The 20,487-nt window shown below is 62.6% G+C and carries 15 protein-coding genes; 11 read left to right on the top strand and 4 right to left on the bottom strand.

The window, feature by feature from the left end:
- Positions 1-178 precede the first annotated feature (178 nt).
- Positions 179-1,240 (top strand): TerC family protein, encoded by a 1,062-nt coding sequence (locus AAFP32_RS08790; RefSeq protein ID WP_350268809.1) that lies wholly within the window; start codon positions 179-181, stop codon positions 1,238-1,240.
- Between the two features lie 104 nt (positions 1,241-1,344).
- Here AAFP32_RS08790 and AAFP32_RS08785 read toward each other — a convergent pair whose 3' ends face one another.
- Entirely contained in the window at positions 1,345-1,635 is a 291-nt protein-coding gene (locus tag AAFP32_RS08785) for a YciI family protein (RefSeq protein ID WP_350268808.1), read from the bottom strand.
- A gap of 66 nt (positions 1,636-1,701) precedes the next feature.
- Here AAFP32_RS08785 and AAFP32_RS08780 point away from each other — a divergent pair, with 66 nt between their 5' ends.
- The 10 genes from AAFP32_RS08780 (at position 1,702) to secG (ending at position 15,296) form a co-directional block, all read left to right on the top strand.
- Positions 1,702-4,227 carry a DEAD/DEAH box helicase gene (locus tag AAFP32_RS08780; protein ID WP_350268807.1) on the top strand — a complete coding sequence of 842 codons (2,526 nt, stop codon included), beginning with the start codon at positions 1,702-1,704 and terminating at the stop codon, positions 4,225-4,227.
- A 15-nt stretch (positions 4,228-4,242) separates the two neighbouring features.
- Positions 4,243-7,113: an excinuclease ABC subunit UvrA gene (gene uvrA / locus AAFP32_RS08775; protein ID WP_350271479.1), complete on the top strand. Its 2,871-nt coding sequence runs from the start codon at positions 4,243-4,245 to the stop codon at positions 7,111-7,113.
- On the top strand, positions 7,106-8,965 hold the full coding sequence (gene uvrC / locus AAFP32_RS08770; RefSeq protein WP_350268806.1) for an excinuclease ABC subunit UvrC: 1,860 nt from the start codon (positions 7,106-7,108) through the stop codon (positions 8,963-8,965). The genes uvrA and uvrC overlap by 8 nt, the downstream gene beginning before the upstream one ends.
- Positions 8,966-9,141: 176 nt before the next feature.
- Positions 9,142-9,975, top strand: coding sequence for an RNase adapter RapZ (gene rapZ / locus AAFP32_RS08765; protein WP_420883391.1), 834 nt, complete (start codon positions 9,142-9,144; stop codon positions 9,973-9,975).
- A gap of 1 nt (position 9,976) precedes the next feature.
- Positions 9,977-10,972: a uridine diphosphate-N-acetylglucosamine-binding protein YvcK gene (locus AAFP32_RS08760; RefSeq protein ID WP_350268804.1), complete on the top strand. Its 996-nt coding sequence runs from the start codon at positions 9,977-9,979 to the stop codon at positions 10,970-10,972.
- Between the two features lie 26 nt (positions 10,973-10,998).
- Positions 10,999-11,982, top strand: coding sequence for a DNA-binding protein WhiA (gene whiA / locus AAFP32_RS08755; RefSeq protein WP_350268803.1), 984 nt, complete (start codon positions 10,999-11,001; stop codon positions 11,980-11,982).
- A gap of 9 nt (positions 11,983-11,991) precedes the next feature.
- Entirely contained in the window at positions 11,992-12,993 is a 1,002-nt protein-coding gene (gene gap / locus AAFP32_RS08750) for a type I glyceraldehyde-3-phosphate dehydrogenase (RefSeq protein WP_350268802.1), read from the top strand.
- Positions 12,990-14,207, top strand: a complete 1,218-nt coding sequence (locus AAFP32_RS08745; RefSeq protein ID WP_350268801.1) for a phosphoglycerate kinase — start codon at positions 12,990-12,992, stop codon at positions 14,205-14,207. Before gap ends, AAFP32_RS08745 begins: the two co-directional genes overlap by 4 nt.
- Positions 14,208-14,221: 14 nt before the next feature.
- Positions 14,222-15,007 (top strand): triose-phosphate isomerase, encoded by a 786-nt coding sequence (gene tpiA / locus AAFP32_RS08740; protein ID WP_350268800.1) that lies wholly within the window; start codon positions 14,222-14,224, stop codon positions 15,005-15,007.
- A gap of 43 nt (positions 15,008-15,050) precedes the next feature.
- Complete coding sequence (secG, locus tag AAFP32_RS08735) at positions 15,051-15,296, top strand: preprotein translocase subunit SecG (RefSeq protein ID WP_101618614.1); 246 nt, start codon at positions 15,051-15,053, stop codon at positions 15,294-15,296.
- A 227-nt stretch (positions 15,297-15,523) separates the two neighbouring features.
- On the opposite strand, the gene AAFP32_RS08730 is transcribed toward secG, so the two are convergent.
- Genes AAFP32_RS08730 through tkt form a run of 3 tightly spaced genes read right to left on the bottom strand, consistent with a single transcriptional unit; the run spans position 15,524 to position 20,324 of the window.
- Positions 15,524-17,146 carry a glucose-6-phosphate isomerase gene (locus AAFP32_RS08730; RefSeq protein ID WP_350268799.1) on the bottom strand — a complete coding sequence of 541 codons (1,623 nt, stop codon included), beginning with the start codon at positions 17,144-17,146 and terminating at the stop codon, positions 15,524-15,526.
- Entirely contained in the window at positions 17,143-18,246 is a 1,104-nt protein-coding gene (tal, locus tag AAFP32_RS08725; protein ID WP_101618616.1) for a transaldolase, read from the bottom strand. Before tal ends, AAFP32_RS08730 begins: the two co-directional genes overlap by 4 nt.
- Complete coding sequence (gene tkt / locus AAFP32_RS08720) at positions 18,243-20,324, bottom strand: transketolase (protein WP_350268798.1); 2,082 nt, start codon at positions 20,322-20,324, stop codon at positions 18,243-18,245. The genes tal and tkt overlap by 4 nt, the downstream gene beginning before the upstream one ends.
- Between the last annotated feature and the right edge of the window lie 163 nt (positions 20,325-20,487).

Raw genomic sequence — 20,487 nt, 5'->3', positions numbered from 1 at the left:
GCATCCGCACGACTATACTGGTGAGGCTGGCGAAAGGGAGTATCCCGTCCATCCGTGCTCGTCACCACGATCCTTCAGAGGGTCCGGACACGGAGCGCACGCCGCCACTGTTTCAGTGGTCATAGCGTGGGAGAGACTTTCGGCACGGGTACATCACCGACTCCTTTGAAAGGCATCCATGGATATCCTGTCCTCCGCCCTCGCCGCAGGCGGTCAAAACGCAGCTGGGAGTGAGTCCGCCATCCCCGCGTGGTTCATGATCACATCAGGCATCGTCGTCGTTGCGATCCTCGTCTTCGATCTGCTCCTCGTCATCAAACGGCCACACACCCCGTCGATGAAGGAAGCGGGCATCTGGGTCGCCTTCTACGTCGGCCTCGCCATCGTCTTCGCCGGTGCGCTCTTCGCCATCGGAGACGCAACGCACGGCAGTGAGTTCCTCACCGGCTGGCTGCTCGAATACTCGCTGAGCATCGACAACCTGTTCGTGTTCATCATCATCATGGGCAGCTTCTCGGTTCCGCGGAAGTATCAGCAGGAAGTCCTCATGGTGGGCATCATCATCGCGATTGTCTTCCGCGGCATCTTCATCCTGGCCGGTTCGGCGATCATCACCGCATTCGTGGAAGTATTCTTCATCTTCGGCATCTTCCTCCTCATCGTCGCCTATCGACAGGCGTTCAGCGATGAGGATGAGGGCAATGGAGAGAACGGTCTCATCCGCCTCCTGCGCAAACGGATCAACGTCGTCGACGAATACCACGGCAACAGCCTGCGTGTCACGCTCGAGGGCAAGAAGTACTGGACGCCCATGTTCATCGTCTTCATCGCGATCGGGTCCACGGACGTCATGTTCGCGCTCGACTCGATTCCGGCGATATTCGGCGTCACGCAGAATACGTTCCTGGTCTTCACCGCGAACGTCTTCGCGCTGATGGGGCTGCGCCAGCTCTACTTCCTGCTCGGCGGCCTCGTCGACAAGCTCGTCTACCTTCACTACGGAATTGCGGCGATCCTCGCCTTCATCGGCGTGAAACTCTTCATCCACGCTCTTCACGAATCGGACTGGGACTTCCTGTCCTGGGGCGCCGCGATCCCCGAAGTGCCGACGTGGCTGTCGCTGAGCTTCATCGTTGTCGCCATGGCGGCAGCGACACTCGCCTCGTTGGCGAAGATGAAGAAGGACGGCATCCCCATTCGCAGCACCAGCACCGAGAAGTCAGATGACTCGCAGGACTGAGAGAATGTCCCGGTCGGTCCAGGTGTGACTGTGCGCGGGTGTCCTCCCGAATAGGGGACACCCGCGCACGTGGGCCACGCGGCCTCAGGCCATTGGGAATAGACTCAGGCGTGGGAGAACGGACCGAAGACTGGGGTCCACTCCCGAACGATCGTCTCGTCGATCACACCGATCGAAGCATAGGGATCGTTGGCCAAGTGAGCGTCGAGGTCCTTTCGGTCGGCGGCCTGCAGCAACAGCAGACCCCCGGGAACCGGCTCATTGTCCAGTGGGCCCGAAGCCAGAATGGTTCCGGCTTCGTACAGATCGGCCTGCCACGCACGGTGGGCAGGTCGTGATTCCATCCGGGTGTCAGTATCTGGCCCATAGACATAGTTGACAGCGAAAACCGGCATCTGAAACTCCTGAGGTTCGATCAATAGGATGGACATCAGTCTAAACGGAAAGGTCTGTGCATAGTTGTGGTGAGATTGCAGGAGATCCCAGCGGAATTCGCTGATGAAGACGCAGTGTACGAGTCCTTCGGACACTACTGCGAAGAGCTGGGTATCGAACCGTACCCCGCTCAGGACGAAGCCATTCTCAACATTCTGGCTGGCGACAACACGATCGTGGCCACTCCCACAGGTTCGGGCAAATCCCTGGTGGCACTGTTCGCCCTCTACCAATCATTCACCCGCGGGATCAGGGCCTACTACACGGCTCCGCTCAAGGCGCTGGTGAGCGAGAAGTTCTTCTCTCTCATTGACGCCTTCGGCCCGGAGAACGTCGGTATGATCACCGGTGATTCCACAGTCAACGGGGATGCACCGGTGATCTGTGCGACGGCTGAGATCCTGGCGAACCAGGCTCTGCGCGAAGGCGGCCTGGTCGACGCGGGCATGGTCGTCATGGACGAATTCCACTATGTCGCCGATCCCTCACGCGGATGGGCATGGCAGGTGCCCCTGCTCGAGATGCCACAGTCGCAGTTCGTGCTCATGTCGGCCACACTGGGTGACACGAGTGAAATCTGCCGCACCATGGAAGACACCACCGGCCGCGGCAGCTCCGTCGTCACCTCGGCGACCCGTCCGGTCCCGCTCGAATACGAGTACTCCACCGAGACTCTTTCAGATACATTGCGCTCTCTGGTGCGCAACGACAAGGCCCCTGTCTACGTCGTGTCCTACTCCCAGGCTGGCGCCATCGATCTGGCCACGGGCCTGCTGTCCGTCGACCTGGCGTCGAAGGAGCAGAAGGCCGCGGTCGCGGCAGCCATCAAGGGCTTCACCTTCGCGAAGGGATTCGGTCAGAGCCTGCGCAAGCTGCTCCTGCACGGCGTCGGCGTCCACCATGCCGGCATGCTGCCCAAATATCGCCGGCTGGTCGAACAGCTCGCACTCAAGGGGCTGCTGTTGGTCATCTCAGGCACCGATACACTCGGCGTCGGCATCAACGTTCCCATCCGCTCTGTGCTGCTGACAGGGCTGACGAAGTTCGACGGCCGAAAGATGCGCAAACTCAGCGTCCGCGAATTCCAGCAACTGGCCGGCCGTGCGGGGCGCGCAGGGTTCGATACCCGCGGCTACGTCATCGCACAGGCACCGGAACATGTTGTGGAGAATATGCGGGCAGAGGCCAAGGCGGCCAATGCGGATAAGAAAAAGAAGAAGGTCAAGAAGAAATCTGCCCCTGCCGGGTTCGTCGGCTGGTCGGAGGAGACCTTCACCAAACTCATCCAATCCCAGGCCGAATCTCTGCGCTCACGCATGAGAATCGACCATTCGACGATCCTCAATCTCGTCGCCCGCCCGGGATCGGGTGTCGCCACGATCAGCCATTTCATCGACAAAACACACGAGAGCCGGGAACGTCACCTCGACCTCAAGCTCACAGCTTTGAGCATCGGTCGCTCTCTCATCAATGCCGGCCTCATCGAAGCGAAGGGAGACGAACTGGTTCCGACCAGCGATCTGGGTCCCCAGTTCGCCCTCAACCAGCCCTTGGCTCCCTTCGTGCTCGCCGGACTCGAGTTGCTCGATCCGGATGCGGAGACCTATGCCCTCGACGTGGTCTCGCTCGTCGAATCCACTACACCGGTGCCGTTTCCCGTCCTCAAGGGCCAACTCGACCGGATCAAGAAAGATACCCTTGCCGAGCTCAAGGCAGACGGCCTCGAATACCCCGAACGGATGGCCATCCTTGACGAGATCGAAGGACCGAAGCCGTTGGCCGACGTCCTCGATCCCGCCTTCGAGCACTTCATCGAGGCCCACCCGTGGCTGCGAGCTGGGAACTTCGAACCGAAGTCGATCGTGCGCGATATGGTCGAACAGGCGATGGGCTTCACCCAGTTCGTCAGCTACTACAGTCTCACCCGGGTGGAGGGCAGCCTGCTGCGTTACCTCACCGATGTGTTCCGCGCGCTGACGCACAACGTGCCCGCCGACGACAGGACGGATGAGCTCTCGACCATCATCGAATGGTTGGGGGAGATGATCGCCCGGACAGACTCGTCCCTGCTCGACGAATGGCGGACCCTGCAGGGGCTGTCCCCGACGGACTTCGCTGACGAAGAGCTGCCAGACCTCGATCGCAAGTTCTCAGACAACGTGCGGGTCTTCACGGCCGAGGTGCGCAACGCCCTGTTCCACCGGGTGCTCCTGGCCGAGCGCGCCGACTACGCGGAGCTGGGCCGCCTCGACGCCGACAGCGGCTTCACCGCCGCAGCCTGGGAAGATGCGATCGAAGACTTCTACGAGGAGTACGGCGACCTCCTCACCGATGGGAAGGCCAGGGGCAAGGAATATATCTCGATCGAACCTGGTTCACAGATGTGGACAGTCCGTCAGACCTTGGCCGACCCCGATGACAACAGGGACTGGGCCATCGACGCCGAGGTGGACGTGCCCGCAAGTGACGAAGCCGGAGACATCGTACTCCGGATCCTCGCGGTCGGAGAGATCAGTGCCCGTCCCCATTCAACCAATGTCAGTGCCGAGTAATACAGTGGTCAGGTGATGAAAACTAACAGCGGTGAGCAGTCGGCAGGTGTGTCACATCTCGACACTCTGCGGGTCAAGGGCGCACGCGCCCATAACCTCAAGAACGTGGAGATCGCCCTGCCTCGCGACTCCATGATCGTCTTCACAGGTCTCTCGGGGTCGGGGAAGTCATCCTTGGCCTTCGACACCATCTTCGCCGAGGGGCAGCGCCGTTACGTCGAGTCCCTGTCCTCGTATGCCCGAATGTTCCTGGGTCAGATGGACAAACCCGATGTCGATTTCATCGAGGGTCTGTCACCGGCGGTGTCGATCGATCAGAAGTCGACCTCCCGCAACCCCCGCTCCACGGTCGGCACCATCACCGAGGTCTATGACTTCCTGCGCCTGCTGTGGGCTCGGATCGGCGTGCCGCACTGCCCTGTGTGCGGCGAGATCATCACGAAGCAGACCCCACAGCAGATCGTCGACCAGCTGCTCGAACTCGAGGAGAGGACGAAGTTCCTCGTGCTGGCTCCCATCGTCCGCTCTCGCAAGGGCGAATTCGTCGATCTCTTCACCGAACTGCAGGCCAAGGGCTTCGCTCGCGCCATTGTCGACGGGGAGCAGATCAGCCTCAGCGAACCTCCTACCCTGGAAAAACAGTACAAGCACACGATTTCCGTCGTCGTCGACCGCCTGGTGGCGAAGTCGGGCCTGCGCCCTCGACTGACCGACTCCGTCGAGACAGCCCTCGGCCTCGCCGACGGACGCATCGATGTCGAGATGGTCGACGAAGGTGTGACCCGGACTTTCTCGGAGCACATGTCGTGCCCGAACGAACACCCGTTGGCAATCGACGAGATCGAGCCCCGCACCTTCTCGTTCAACTCTCCCTTCGGTGCCTGCCCCACCTGTGACGGCATCGGCACTCGACTCCAGGTCGATGAGACCCTCGTCGTTCCGGATGAGGATCTCAGCCTCGGCGAGGGCGCGATCGCTCCCTGGGCGGGCGGAAAACAGGTGACGAAATACTTCAACCGTCTCCTCAAGGGCCTCGGGGACGAACTCGACTTCGACATGACGACTTCGTGGAAGGACCTGCGCAAGTCCGACAAGACAGCGATCCTGACCGGCAAGGACTACAAGGTCCACGTCAAATACAAGAACCGGTTCGGACGCGAACGCACCTACTCCACCGGATTCGAAGGCGTCTACCAGTACATCCAGCGCAAGCACGAGGAAACAGAGTCCGACTGGTCGCGAGAACGCTACGAGTCCTACATGCGCGAAATTCCCTGTGCCAGCTGCAACGGCGCTCGACTCAAGCCGGAGATCCTCGCCGTCAAGGTCGGCGGCAAATCGATCGCCGAGGTGTCCGAGCTGGCTCTCGACGAATCCGCCGAGTTCCTCTCACAGCTGGAGCTGGACTCTCGCGACGCGGCAGTCGCAGCTCAGGTGATGAAGGAGATCAACGCGCGTCTGGGCTTCCTTCTCGACGTCGGACTCGACTACCTCAGCCTCGACCGGCCCGCCGGTTCCCTATCCGGTGGTGAGGCCCAGCGTATCCGCCTGGCCACCCAGATCGGATCCGGCCTCGTCGGGGTCCTCTACGTCCTCGACGAACCCTCCATCGGTCTCCACCAGCGCGACAACAGGCGACTCATCGAGACTCTGAACAAACTCAAGGAACTCGGCAATACCCTCATCGTCGTCGAACACGACGAGGACACCATCGCATCGGCCGACTGGATCGTCGACATCGGTCCGGGCGCGGGCGAACACGGGGGAGAGGTCATCTACTCGGGTCCTGTTCCCGGGCTCAAAGACGCCGACCGATCCATCACTGGTGATTACCTTGCCGGACGCCGAGCTATCCAGGTCCCCACGACCCGCCGGCCAGTCGACGATGACCGCGTCGTCACGGTCGAGAAAGCCGTCGAGAACAACCTCCGCAACGTCTCGGTCTCGTTCCCCCTCGGAGTGCTCACCGCCGTCACCGGTGTCTCCGGCTCAGGCAAGTCGACCCTGGTCAACGAGATCCTCTACACCCAGATGGCCAACGTCCTCAACGGTGCCTCACGAGTACCCGGTCGGCACAAGCGTGTCACCGGGCTGGACAACCTCGACAAGGTCGTCCATGTCGACCAATCCCCGATCGGTCGCACCCCACGGTCGAACCCGGCGACCTACACCGGGGTCTTCGACCGGATCCGGCGCCTGTTCGCAGAGACAGAATCGGCGAAGGTCCGCGGTTACCAGCCGGGGCGATTCTCCTTCAACGTCAAGGGAGGACGCTGCGAGAACTGCAGCGGTGACGGCACGATCAAGATCGAGATGAACTTCCTGCCCGACGTCTACGTCACCTGCGAAGTCTGCGGGGGAACCCGCTACAACCGCGAGACGCTCGAAGTGACCTTCAAGGGCAAATCCATCGCCGAGGTGCTCGAGATGCCCATCGAAAAGGGTGCCGAGTTCTTCGCCGCGATCCCCGCCATCTCCCGTCACCTCAACACCCTTGTCGAAGTGGGCCTGGGCTATGTCCGCCTGGGTCAGCCTGCGACCACGCTCTCCGGTGGTGAAGCCCAACGAGTCAAGCTCGCGGCCGAGCTCCAGAAGCGCTCCCGCGGTCGCACCGCCTACGTTCTCGACGAACCGACCACCGGGCTGCACTTCGAGGACATCTCCAAGCTGCTGCATGTGCTGCAGGGGCTTGTCGAAAAGGGCAACACGGTCATCGTCATCGAACACAACCTCGATGTCATCGGCAACGCGGACCACGTCATCGATCTGGGTCCTGAAGGCGGACGAGGCGGTGGAAAGATCATCGCCCAGGGCACCCCAGAAGAGGTGGCGGCTAACAAGAAGAGCCACACCGGGCGGTTCCTCAAAGCGATGCTCGATGGCTGACCCAGCGTCCTACCGCCCAGCCACAGGCAGCATCCCGACCTCGGCTGGGGTTTATAAATTCCGCGACCCAGACCGGCGGGTGATCTATGTCGGGAAGGCGAAGAATCTCCGCAATCGGTTGAACTCGTACTTCTCGAACCCCGCGCAGCTGCACCCCCGAACCTCGACGATGGTCCACACCGCTGCCTCAGTGGAATGGACTGTCGTTGATACTGAGGTCGAGGCGCTGCAGCTCGAATGGACGTGGATCAACGAATTCAATCCACGCTTCAACGTCATGTTCCGCGACGACAAGTCATACCCCTACCTCGCGATCACGATGAACGACGAGGTGCCGCGGGCCTTCATCACTCGTGGCAAACGTCGTCATGGCGTGAAGTACTTCGGTCCCTTCGCCCAGGTGTGGGCGATCAAGGACACACTCGACCTGCTGCTGAGGGCCTTTCCGATGCGCACCTGCACTGCCGGAGTGTACAGACGAGCCGAACGCAGCGGCCGTCCCTGTCTGTTGGGATACATCGACAAATGCGCTGCCCCCTGTGTGGGACAGATCAGTGTGGACGACCACAAGGACCTGGCCCGCAGCATCTCTGATTTCATGTCCGGCAACACCGGACGCTTCATCAGCTACCGCCAGAAGGAGATGGCCTCGGCCGCCGAAGAACTTGACTATGAACGGGCGGCGCGCCTGCGGGACGAGATCACTGCGCTGCAGAAGGTACTCGACAAGTCGGCAGTCGTCCTCTCCGTCAACGCCGACTGCGACGTGTTCGCTCTCGTCACCGAGGAACTCGAAGCCTCAGTGCAGGTCTTCCACGTCCGCCAGGGACGCATCCGGGGACAGCGTGGCTGGATCATTGAACGCTCCGACGACCACAGCCCGGCAGAACTGACCACCGACTACCTCCGCCAGGCATACACGGGACTCGAGGCGGATGCTATTCCCCGTGAAATCCTCGTCGACACGGTCCCGGCCGACAGTGCCTCACTCGAGAGCTGGCTGAGTGAACAGCGCGGTTCCATAGTCACCGTCCGGGTTCCGGAACGCGGAGAGAAGAAGGCCGTTCTCGAGACCGTGGCGAAGAATGCGAAAGAGGCTCTGCTTCAGCACAAGCTCAAACGTTCCTCCGATCTGACCACCCGAAGCACGGCGCTCAAGGAGATACAGGAATACCTGTCGCTGCCCGAAGCACCTCTGCGCATCGAATGCATCGACATCTCGCACACCCAGGGGTCCAACGTCGTTGCTTCACTCGTGGTGTTCGAAGACGGCCTCGTGAAGAAGCGCGACTACCGTCACTTCGCCATTCACGGTGAAGCGGCAACCGATGACACAGCCTCAATGTACGACGTCGTCTCACGTCGATTCAGCCGTTACCTCGAGCAGATGAGCTCCGATGAACCGGATGAACGGTTCGGATACCGTCCCAGCCTCCTCGTCGTCGACGGGGCCGGCCCCCAGGTGGCGGCCGCCACCAGGGCACTGCACGATCTGGGCCTCGTCGACATTTCGGTGGTAGGTCTGGCCAAACGCCTCGAAGAGGTTTGGGTCCCAGACGATCCGTTCCCCGTCATCCTGCCCCGGAACTCAGAAGGACTCTTCCTCATGCAGCGTCTGCGCGATGAGGCTCACCGCTTTGCCATCAGCTATCACCGCTCGAAACGGGCAAAAGCGATGACCAGCTCCGTCCTCGACGACATCTCCGGACTGGGCGAGTCCAAACGGTCTGCGCTGCTGCGCCATTTCGGCTCGGTGAAGAAGGTCCGTGCAGCCAGCATCGAAGAACTGTGCGAGGTCCAGGGCATCGGCCAGGCCCTCGCAGAAAAGGTCGCGGCCGCACTTGCAGACTGACTTCACGGTCCCCGCAGACTCACGGTTCGGCAGGTACTGAGCCCACTGTCGGAGAACTGCTCTAGAGTAGTGCTCGAGAGCTGTCTTCAACCGCGGAACCCCAAGGAGGACGTGTGAGTACGCAGGCCGAATCGAACGGCGCCGACCATCCCATCGAGGTCGTCCTCGTGACGGGAATGTCCGGAGCAGGTCGGACCACCGTGGCCAATGTGCTCGAGGACATGGACTGGTACGTCGTCGACAATCTGCCTCCGCAGATGATGCGTCCCCTCGTCGAACTCATCGCCCGTGCCGATGGGGCACTGCCCAAGATCGCCATCGTCACCGACTCGAAGGGTCGGGCGAAGTACACGGAACTCGAAGACACGATCAGTGACTTCGTCGATCAGGGACTCTCCCTGCGCATCCTCTACCTCGATGCAGCCGACGAAGTTCTCGTCCGACGCTTCGAATCCACCCGCCGCCCTCACCCGCTCCAAGGCGAAGGGACGCTGTTGGAAGGGATCGAAGGCGAACGCTCGGCCCTCGAATCGCTCAAACGCCGTGCCGACATCATCATCGACACCTCCGAACTCAACGTCCATCAGCTTTCCAGCCAGGTGCGCAAACGCTTCAGCACCGGAGACACCCCACTGCTGCGTCTGACTATAATGAGCTTCGGCTTCAAATACGGACTGCCGAAGGACGCTGACCACATCGCCGATGTTCGCTTCCTGCCCAACCCGTACTGGATTCCGCACCTGCGCGGACACAACGGACTCGACTCCGACGTCGCGGACTTCGTCGTCGGCCAGAACGGGGCCGAGGAGTTCATCGAGCGCTACACTGCGACCTTGGACACGGTCTCACAGGGCTACCTCCACGAAGGTCGCGGCTACGCGATGATCGGTATCGGCTGCACCGGCGGGAAACATCGTTCGGTGGCGATCAGCGAACGCATCGCCAAGAGTCTCACCGCGCAGACCGGCATACCGGTCACCGTGCGCCACCGTGATCTGGGGAGAGAGTGAGATGGAGACCGAAGATCTCCCGCAGATCATCCCTGATGTCAAAGACAAGGGACCCAAGATCGTCTCCTTCGGGGGAGGGCACGGCCTCTACGCTGCCCTGCGCGCCTTCCGTCTGCTCACCGAGTCCCTGACGGCTGTGGTCACGGTTGCCGATGACGGAGGTTCCTCCGGCAGGCTCCGCAATGAGCTCGGCGGTCTCCCACCCGGGGACCTGAGAATGGCCTTGGCAGCACTCTGCGACGATGGGAATTGGGGCAAGACCTGGCGGGACGTGATCCAGCACCGATTCGACTCCGACGGTGAACTCAGCGGACATTCCGTGGGTAACCTGCTCATCTCCGCCCTGTGGCAGATCCATGGTGATCATGTCGCCGGCCTCGACTGGATGGCCAAACTGCTGCGCGCCCATGGTCGGGTCCTGCCCATGTCCTCGATTCCACTGACGATCGAAGCCGATGTGAAGTTCCCGGGGTCCTTCCAGGTCGTGCGGGGTCAGTCCGTGCTCGCCTCCACCCTGGGACATGTTGAGACCGTCCGGCTCGACCCGCCGGTCCCACCGGCCCGACACGAGACGATCGAAGCCGTCGCCGAGGCGGATGTGCTCAATCTCGGACCCGGCTCCTGGTACACCTCGGTGATGCCGCATCTCCTCGTTCCCTCCCTCGCGGAGGCGATCAGACGATCCTCCGCGGTGAAGTCCCTCACCTTGAACCTCAGCTCCAGTGACGGCGAAACAAGAGATCTCAGTCTCAGCGAACACCTCGTGTCACTGCACAGGCACGCCCCCTCACTCGAGCTGAACTATGTGTTCGTCGACGAGGCTGCAACACTGGTGGAGCCTGATCTGGAGCGGTGTGCACGGGAGATGTTCAACGCCAAACTGTGGGCTCGCCCGCTGCACTCACGGCGGGCAGGACAGCATGACAGCCTCAAGCTAGCCGCGTGTTACCGTGACATGTTGGTGGACGCCGGGATCGGCGTGGACGAGCAGTGGTAGCAAATTCAGTCGCAGGAGGACGAACAATGGCACTGACCGCTCAGGTCAAGGATGAGTTGGCACGGGTGAAGATCACCCGCACATCTGCTCGCAAAGCCGAAGTGTCTGCGATTTTCCGCTTCTCCTCCGCACTTCACCTCGTCAACGGTTCGATCGTGTTGGAAGCCGAATTGGACACCGCGCAGGCAGCCAAACGCCTCCGCAGCGAAATCAAGGACCTCTACGGCCAATACGCTGACATCGTCGTCATCAACGCCGCCGGAATCCGCCGCTCCAACCGCTACCTCCTGCGAGTCACCCGCGACGGGGGTGCGCTGGCCCGCCAGACCGGTCTCGTCGACAACCGCGGACGGCCCGTTCGCGGACTGCCCTCTGCCATCGTCAACGGCTCCGTGGCCGATGCCGAAGCCGCCTGGCGTGGAGCGTTCCTCGCCCACGGGTCATTGACAGAACCCGGTCGTTCCTCTGCCCTCGAAGTCACTTGTCCGGGACCAGAGGCGGCACTCGCCCTGGTCGGCGCGGCCCGACGACTGGGACTGAGCGCAAAGGCGCGGGAGGTTCGCGGAGTTGACCGCGTCGTCATCCGCGATGGCGACGACATCGCGGCCCTGCTCACCCGCATGGGTTCCCACAGTGCTGTCCTGGTGTGGGAGGAGCGTCGAATGCGACGCGAGGTCCGTGCCACAGCGAACCGTTTGGCCAACTTCGACGATGCGAACCTGCGCCGCTCCGCCAGAGCCGCAGTGGCCGCCGGGGCCCGAGTGGAGCGCGCTCTGGAGATCCTCGGCGAGGAGGTTCCCGAACACCTGCGCTACGCGGGCCAGCTGCGCGTGACACACAAACAGGCATCGCTGGAAGAACTGGGCCAACTGGCCGATCCGCCGATGACCAAGGACGCCGTCGCCGGTCGCATCCGTCGCCTGCTGTCCACGGCCGACAAATATGCCGAAGATCTGGGAATTCCAGGCACAGAGGCCAGTCTCACCCCGGAAATGCTCGAAGATCGCTAAGATCGAGGCATGAGACGAATCGCCATCAACGGCTTCGGCCGTATCGGTCGTGCCCTGTACCGCTTGTCCCTCGAACCCTCATGTGACTTCGAGGTCGTCGCCATCAACGATCTCACCGACACGCAGACGCTGGCCCACTTGCTGGCCTATGACTCCGTGTGGCCGCGATTCGACCACACGGTCGAAGCCGGCGAAGACTCACTCACCATCGATGGGACAACCATCTCGGTGCTCAGCCAGGCTGATCCGCACGATATCGACTGGTCTGCGCATGATGCCGAACTCGTCGTCGAATCCACCGGACGATTCACCCGACGAGACCAGGCCGAGGTCCACCTCGGCGGGACTGTGAAGACAGTCGTGCTGTCGGCACCGGGTAAGAACGTGGACGGAACGTTCGTCATGGGCGTCAACGAAGCTGACTTCGACCCGGCCCAGCACACCGTCGTCTCCAACGCCTCCTGCACAACGAACTGCATGGCCACCATCGTCAAGGCCGTCGACGACGCCATCGGCGTCGAATCCGGCCTGCTCAACACGGTCCACGCCTACACCGGTGATCAGATGCTCGTCGACGGGCCGCACCGCGATCTGCGTCGCGCCCGTGCAGCGGCCGTCAACATCGTCCCGACCACGACCGGCGCCGCACGCACCGTCGGCAAGGTGATGCCGCACCTGGCAGGCAAGCTCGACGGACTCGCGATCCGCGTTCCTGTCCCTGCCGGGTCGATCATCGACTTCACCTTCAGCCCGAAGCGGGGTGCCACGACCGAAGAGGTCAACGAGATTCTGGCGAAGGCTGCCCAGTCCTCGCCGTACCTCGAATACAGCACGGCGCCTCTGGTGTCGACCGATATCGTCGGCACCACCGCCTCGGCGATCGTGGATTCCCAGCTCACGATGACGCTTGGCAACCAGATCAAGGTCGTGGCCTGGTACGACAACGAATGGGGCTACACCAACCGCCTCAAAGACATGGTCAGCTACATCCTCGGTGAAAGGAACAAATGAGGACATACGACGACCCGCAGATCTTCTCCCACCGCACGGTCCTCGTTCGCAGTGACCTGAACGTGCCGATGGACGAGGGCGCGATCACTGACCGTGGTCGCATCTTGGCCTCGGCCACCACGATCAGAACACTTGCCGAGGCGGGGGCCCGGGTGATCGTCATGTCCCACCTGGGACGTCCCAAGGGCGCACCCGACCCGCAGTATTCGCTGCAGCCTCTGGTTCCCGAACTCGCCGAGGCGATCGGCCGCGACGTCGTGTTCGCAGCTGACACCGTCGGTGCTGAAGCGACGACCAAAGCGAAGGCTTTGGGCGATGGTCAGGTCCTCCTGCTCGAGAATCTGCGCTTCAACCCGGGGGAGACGTCGAAGGACGACGCCGAGCGGAAGGCCTTCGCGGCACAGCTGGCCGCACTGGCAGACGATTTCGTCTCCGACGGTTTCGGAGTCGTCCACCGCAAACAGGCCTCTGTCTATGACATCGCAGCTCTGCTGCCGCACTACGCCGGATCACTCGTGCGGGCCGAGGTCGAAGTCAGCGATCGTCTGCTGAACTCCCCACAGGCACCATTCACGGTCGTTCTCGGTGGATCAAAGGTCTCCGACAAGCTGGGCGTCATCGACAATCTCATCGATCGTGCGGACAATCTGCTCATCGGCGGCGGCATGGTCTTCACCTTCCTCGCCGCGCTCGGCCACGACATCGGGTCCAGCCTCGTGGAGAAGGACCGAGTAGACGACGTCAAGGGCTATCTCAAACGTGCCGAGGACGGGGGAGCGAACATTATCCTGCCCACGGACATCGTGATGGCCGCGTCCTTCGCCGCAGACGCCGAGAACTGGGTGCGTCCCGTCGCGGAACTCGAATCGACACCAGCGGGTGCGCAGGGTCTGGGCCTCGACATCGGGCCCGAATCGGCCGAGGCTTATGCTGAGGTGATCTCAGACTCGAAGACCGTGTTCTGGAACGGTCCCATGGGTGTCTTCGAATTCCCAGCCTTCGCTGCCGGAACCAAGGCCGTGGCTGCGGCACTGACCAACGAGCCCGGCACTGAGTCGACTCGTCTGACTGTCGTCGGTGGAGGTGACTCGGCAGCGGCCGTGCGCACACTCGGCTTCGCCGACGACGAGTTCGGCCACATCTCCACAGGTGGCGGTGCCAGTCTCGAATACCTCGAGGGTAAGACGCTGCCCGGACTCCAAGCACTCGCGTGAGAAAGAAGATGACAATGAGCGACCGCACCCTGCTTCTAGCCGGCAACTGGAAGATGAATCACGATCATCTTGAAGCCATCTCGAGTGTCCAGAAGCTTGCTTGGGCACTCGAAGACGCCAAACTCGACGAGACGAAATGCGATGTCGTCGTGATTCCTCCGTTCACCGACATCCGGTCCGTGCAGACTCTCATCCAAGGTGACAAGCTGTGGCTGACCTATGGTGCGCAGGATGTCTCGCAGCACGAACCTGGGGCCCATACCGGAGAGATCGCGGCATCGTTCCTGTCCCGCCTGGGCTGCACATATGTCGTCGTCGGTCACAGCGAACGGCGTGCGAACAACCACGAGACCAACGACGTCGTCGCGGCCAAGGTCAAGGCGGCACTGGCGCAGGAGATCACACCCATCCTGTGCATCGGAGAGTCGCTGGAGCAGCGTCAGGAGAAAACCCACGTGGACTTCACTCTCACGCAGCTCGAAGAGTCCTTGGCCGGCCTCGGCTCCGCTGCACTCGAGGGGCTCGTCATCGCGTACGAACCGGTCTGGGCGATCGGCACGGGAGAGACCGCGACGGCGGAGGACGCAGCTGAGATGGCTGCGGCTGTCCGTGCCCATCTCGAAGAGAAGCACGGCTCAGCACTGGCTTCGAGCACCCGGATCATCTATGGCGGTTCGGTCAAAACCGACAATGTCGCGCAGATCGTGGCCTCCGACGATGTCGACGGCGCACTCGTCGGAGGAGCAAGCCTCAACGGCCCCGACTTCGCCGCTTTGTGCAAGGCCGCAGTGGCAAAGTAGACTGACCAACACATCCTCTGACGAAATATAGGTAGTTCTCGACGTGGAAATCCTCAACATCATACTCATCGCGTTGCTCGTCATCACGAGCATCTTCCTGACTCTCCTCATCCTCATGCACAAGGGCAAGGGTGGCGGCATGTCAGACATGTTCGGTGGCGGCATGACCTCATCGCTGGGATCCTCGGGCGTTGCCGAACGCAACCTCAACCGGTTCACGACTCTGATGGCGATCGTCTGGGGCGCGTGCATCATCCTGCTGGGTCTCATCACCCGCTTCAACGCCTGAGTTCATTCAACTTCAGGCAGCGAAGTCGTTGCCTGAGTGTGAGGGCTGGGACACGGCCTGACCTCGCAGACATGCCCGCCGAGGGCTTGGCGTGAGGATGGGCTTTGGCACCATGAAGACCAGCCCGTGATCCGCAGACCATGACGAAGGACCCTGACCGATCGGTCAGGGTCCTTCGTCATGCCCAGAGGATCTTCGTTCAACCGGAGGTCAGGTCCGGCCGCAGATCAGTCAACACCATAGTGGTGCCGGGGCTCTACGTCTGCGATCGCGCGCCGCAGCTGGTCGAGGCCCTGTGCGCGGTCGAGCAGGTGAACTCTGAGCACGGGACGGCCCTTCTCTCGCAGCGCTGCGGCATCTCCGAGTGCCTGCGCACGCTGCAGTTCAGTGAAGCCATAGCCACGCCCGGGAACCAGCAGGTCCGTCCGGGGCTCGGCTGTGATCTGCAGGAACACCCCGTTGGGGTGCCCGCCCTTGTGATACTGACCTGTCGAATGCAGATAGCGCGGTCCGAATCCGAAGGTGGTCTGCACACCCGAATGCTGTGAGACCAATGCTCGGAGGTCTTGGGCCTCGGCATCGGCGATGCGGTCGAGGAACGCCTGCACACCGACGAATCCGTACTCGTCGACCTGTGCGAAGAGCTCTCCGATGGCGCCGATGAGATCAGTGGCCTCCTCGAACTCGCCGAAGACTTCGACCTGCTCCTCGCGAAACGCCGGCTGTGCCGGTGCCGCTGACGAGCCATGTGAGAGGGCCTGCCGGGCCTGATCCTTGGCAGACTCCACATCCGGTTGGTCGAAGGGGTCGACCCCGATGCTGTAGGCGGCGATCGCAGTGGCGAACTCCCAGAACACGAACAGTTCACCCAGGTCGCCGTCGAGTGCGGAGTCGAAGCCGGAAGGCGCCTCGACGTCGGTGACGGGTCCCAGAGTGCACAGCATTGCGTCGGCCCGGGCGTCGCAGAAGCCGACGTCGGTGGGACCGTTGACAACGACGGGCAGGATGCCCTGGCCGTCCTTGCCCAAGGACTCAGCGACGAGCTGTTCGACCCATTTGCTTAAGCCCGACAGTCCGGGTGTGGTCTCAGCGAGGACGAGCTTCTCTGTTGCCCTGGCATGACCGATGCCCAGCCAGGTCCCGAACTTCAGTGCGGGATTGTCAGGAGCATCGGTTCCCAGGCCTCCAACGGTCTCTGCTGCCGAGGCCGCGATCGCGCGGACGTCGACGCCGGCAAGACCGGCGGGGACGAGGCCGAAGGCTGACAGTGCACTGTAGCGCCCGCCGACGGTCTCATCGGTGTGGAAAGTGGCCAGGAATCCCTGCTCGGTGGCCAAGGCGTCAAGCTCGGTCCCCGGATCGGTGATGGCGATCAGTCGAGAGGCAGGATCGATGCCCACCGATTCGAAGGCTGCGGAGAATGCGCGGCGGATCGCATCGGTCTCGATCGTCGTTCCCGACTTGGACGCGACGATGAGAACGGTGTGAGACAGATCGGTCCCGATCGCCTCGGCGACCTGATTGGGGTCTGTGGAGTCCACGACCTCGAGACTGACGCCTGCCCCCTCGGCCATGACCTCCGGGGCCAAGGACGAACCGCCCATTCCCGTCAGGCTGATCGAGCGCAGCCCCTGTGCCTCCAGTCGGGAGTGCAGAGATTCGATCTCATCGACGAGCTGGGCGGCCCGCTGCGGCAGATCCACCCAGCCCATGCGCGGCGCAGGCTGCTCATCGTCGGTGAACAACGACGCATCCTTGGCCGCCAGGCGTGAGGGAACACGGGCCGCCAGCAGACGCCCCACCTCGGCCTCATAGTCAGCAGGGACCGGAACGCTGTGCTGCAGTCTCATGAGCGGTCCAAAGCAGTGCGAATCGTGTCCTGGAGCTCTGCCCAGCTGACGTCGAACTTCTCGAGTCCTTGAGTCTCGAGCACAGTCATCACCTCCGCGTAGTCGATTCCAAGCCGTGCCAGTCGGTCGAAGACCTCGTCGGCGGCCCGGTAGTTCTCCGGCGAGATCTCGGCAGTCACCTCACCATGGTCGGCGAAGGCCTGCATCGTGGGTTCGGGCATCGTGTTCACGGTGTTCTGGGCAACGAGTCCCGACACGTACATCGTGTCGGGATAGTCGGGGTTCTTGACTCCGGTCGATGCCCACAGCAGTCGCTGCGGTGTGGCGCCGGCGAGTTCGAGGACTCGGAAGCGCTCGGAAGTGAACAGCTGCGAGTGGATCTCATGGGCCAGCACACAGTTCGCGATTCCTGCCTGACCCTTGAGGTCTGCTCCGGCCGGGCCATCGAGGCCGTCCAGCCGTGCGTCGATCTCCGCATCCACGCGAGAGACGAAGATCGAAGCCACCGACTTGATCTGGCTGAGATCATGTCCGGCGGCACGAGCCTTCTCCAGACCTTGGAGGAAGGCTTCGACGACATGGCGGTAACGGGTGAGTGAGAACACCAAGGTGACGTTGACGCTGATGCCTGCTGCGATGGTCTCTGAGATCGCACGCAGTCCGGCTTCGGTCGCGGGGATCTTGATCATCGCATTGGGTTCGCCGACTCGCTCCCACAGTGCCTTCGCCGCCGCGACGGTGCCCTCTGCATCGTGTGCCAGCGGGGGAGCGACCTCGATCGACACACGCCCGTCATCGCCGTTGGTGGCGTCATAGACGGGGCGGAAGAGTCTGGCCGCCGCTGCGACGTCCGCGGTGGTCAGGGATTCGATCGCCTCATCGGCGGAGACCTCGTCCGCGCCGAGTTCGGCAACGGCGGAGTCATAGCTGTCCGACCCGGCGATGGCATTCGCGAAGATCGTCGGGTTCGTTGTCACTCCGGTGACGTTCGAGTCCTTGATGAGCCGCGCCAGATCGCCGGATTCGAGGCGGGTCCGTGACAGGTCGTCGAGCCAGATGGAGACTCCGTACTCGCTCAGCTGTGCCAGATTTCTGCTCATGCGTCCGCCTTCGCTGCTGCGATCGATTCCTCGGCAGCGGTGACGACTGCCGCCGAGGTGATTCCGAACTTCTCATACAATGTGGCGTAATCGGCCGAAGCACCGAAGTGCTCGATCGACACGGGGCGGCCGGCATCGCCGAGGTACTTGTGCCAGCTCATCGCCGATGCGGCTTCGATGCTCACACGGGCCTTGAGGCCACGAGGGAGGACTGCTCTGCGGTAGTCCTCGGGCTGAGCGTCGAACCATTCCTGGCACGGCATCGAGATGACACGTGCGGCAGTGCCTGCGGTCTGCAGCTCCTCGGCTGCGGCGATTGCGATGGCAACCTCAGAACCGCTGGCGAGGATGGCAACCTCGGGTTCATCCGCAGTGTCGAAGAGAACGTAGCCGCCCCGTGCCGCCTCGGAAGCCGGAGCATACTTCTCACGATCGAGGACCGGGACGGCCTGACGGGTGAGCACGAGCCCGCTGGGGCCGTCGGTGCGATCGAGGACCTTGCGCCACACGACTGAGGTCTCATTCGCGTCGGCCGGGCGGACCAGGTCGAGACCGGGAATCGCCCGCAGCGCAGAGAGGTGTTCGATCGGCTGGTGCGTGGGTCCATCTTCGCCGAGGCCGATCGAATCGTGCGTCCACACGAACACGTTCGGCAGCTGCTGCAGGGCGGCCAGCCGGATGGCCGGACGCTGGTAGTCGCTGAAGACGAGGAAGGTGCCGCTGTAGGGGCGAGTGCCACCGTGCAGCGCGATGCCGTTGCCGATGAGTCCGGCGGAGAATTCGCGGACGCCGAAGTGGATGTTGCGTCCGTATTCGTTGCCGGAGAACGCTCCGGTCGAACGATGCTCGGGCAGGAAGCTCGGGTCGCCCTTGATCAGTGTGTTGTTCGATCCAGCGAGGTCGGCGGATCCTCCCCACAGCTCGGGCATCGTTGCGGCGATGGCGTTGAGGACCTGTCCGGAAGCGGCGCGAGTCGCGATGCCCTTGTCGCTGGCTTCGAAGACGGGGAACTCGTTGTCGAGTCCGGCCGGAAGTTCGCGCTTGGCCAGACGGTCGAAGAGTTCGGCGTTGGCCGGGTTCGCCTCGCGCCAGGCGGTGTAGGACTCGTCCCACTCGATGTGGGCACTGCGGCCGCGGTCCAATGCCGAACGGGTGTGGTTGAGCACCTCGGGGGGAACTGCGAAGGTCTCTTCGGGATCGAAGCCGAGGATCTCCTTGGTTGCCTTGATCTCGTCGACGCCGAGTGCGGAACCATGAGATCCGCCGGTGTTCTGCGCGTTCGGAGCGGGCCAGGCGATGATCGTCGAGAGACGGATGAAGGAAGGACGGGAATCCTCCTTCGCCGCTTCCATGGCCGTGTGGAAGGCATCCACGTCTTCCTTGTACTCGTCACCGGCCCTGAAGTCCACGTGCTGCACGTGCCAGCCATAGGCGGCGTAGCGAGCGGCGGTGTCCTCGCTGAAGGCGATCGCGGTGTCGTCTTCGATGGAGATCCGGTTGTCGTCCCAGATCACGATCAGATTGGACAGCTCCTGGGTTCCGGCCAGGGATGAAGCCTCACCCGACACGCCCTCCTCGAGGTCGCCGTCGGATGCCAGGACCACGACGGAATGGTCGAAGGGAGAGTCACCGGGTGCAGCGTCAGGGTCGAACAGGCCGCGTTCGCGGCGAGAGGCCATGGCCATTCCCACCGCCGAGGCGAGGCCGGATCCCAGCGGACCCGTGGTGATCTCGACGCCTGCAGTGTGACCGACCTCCGGGTGTCCTGGAGTCAGCGAACCCCAGGTGCGCAGCGCCTTCAGATCGTCGAGCTCGAGACCGAAGCCCGAGAGGTAGAGCTGGACGTACTGGGTCAACGAGCTGTGTCCGCAGGAGAGAACGAAGCGATCGCGGCCTGCCCAGGTCGGATCGGCGGGATCATGCTTGAGCCCGTACTGGTAGAGATAGTGTGCAACGGGAGCAAGACTCATCGCGGTTCCGGGGTGACCGTGTCCAGCCTTCTGCACTGCATCTGCGGCAAGGAGGCGTGCGGTGTCGACTGCGCGGTTGTCGAGTTCTGTCCAGGACAGGGAGTTCATGTCTTCGAGCGATCCTTCGTTCGTCTTAGAGGCGTGCACTCAAACTCTACCGCGACGGGTCGTAAACGCGAGGGGTGAGATTGCCGATGCTGGGATCGAGAGGGGTGAGATCGCGTACGCCGAGATAGGGTGTGGTCTCCCGAGACCATTCCCAGTGACTGAG

This window comes from Brevibacterium sp. CBA3109, from assembly GCF_040256645.1.
Lineage (GTDB): Bacteria > Actinomycetota > Actinomycetes > Actinomycetales > Brevibacteriaceae > Brevibacterium > Brevibacterium koreense.
This window is presented reverse-complemented; position numbering and strand designations above follow the sequence as displayed.

Excerpts from the sequence above, each read along its gene's own strand:
- tkt (WP_350268798.1), bottom strand. The coding sequence starts at position 20,324 with ATGAACTCCCTGTCCTGGACAGAACTCGACAACCGCGCAGTCGACACC.
- AAFP32_RS08790 (WP_350268809.1), top strand. The coding sequence starts at position 179 with ATGGATATCCTGTCCTCCGCCCTCGCCGCAGGCGGTCAAAACGCAGCT.
- AAFP32_RS08730 (WP_350268799.1), bottom strand. The coding sequence starts at position 17,146 with ATGAGACTGCAGCACAGCGTTCCGGTCCCTGCTGACTATGAGGCCGAG.
- uvrC (WP_350268806.1), top strand. The coding sequence starts at position 7,106 with ATGGCTGACCCAGCGTCCTACCGCCCAGCCACAGGCAGCATCCCGACC.
- AAFP32_RS08785 (WP_350268808.1), bottom strand. The coding sequence starts at position 1,635 with ATGCCGGTTTTCGCTGTCAACTATGTCTATGGGCCAGATACTGACACC.
- gap (WP_350268802.1), top strand. The coding sequence starts at position 11,992 with ATGAGACGAATCGCCATCAACGGCTTCGGCCGTATCGGTCGTGCCCTG.
- tpiA (WP_350268800.1), top strand. The coding sequence starts at position 14,222 with ATGAGCGACCGCACCCTGCTTCTAGCCGGCAACTGGAAGATGAATCAC.
- AAFP32_RS08760 (WP_350268804.1), top strand. The coding sequence starts at position 9,977 with ATGGAGACCGAAGATCTCCCGCAGATCATCCCTGATGTCAAAGACAAG.
- whiA (WP_350268803.1), top strand. The coding sequence starts at position 10,999 with ATGGCACTGACCGCTCAGGTCAAGGATGAGTTGGCACGGGTGAAGATC.
- tal (WP_101618616.1), bottom strand. The coding sequence starts at position 18,246 with ATGAGCAGAAATCTGGCACAGCTGAGCGAGTACGGAGTCTCCATCTGG.
- rapZ (WP_420883391.1), top strand. The coding sequence starts at position 9,142 with ATGTCCGGAGCAGGTCGGACCACCGTGGCCAATGTGCTCGAGGACATG.
- AAFP32_RS08745 (WP_350268801.1), top strand. The coding sequence starts at position 12,990 with ATGAGGACATACGACGACCCGCAGATCTTCTCCCACCGCACGGTCCTC.
- uvrA (WP_350271479.1), top strand. The coding sequence starts at position 4,243 with ATGAAAACTAACAGCGGTGAGCAGTCGGCAGGTGTGTCACATCTCGAC.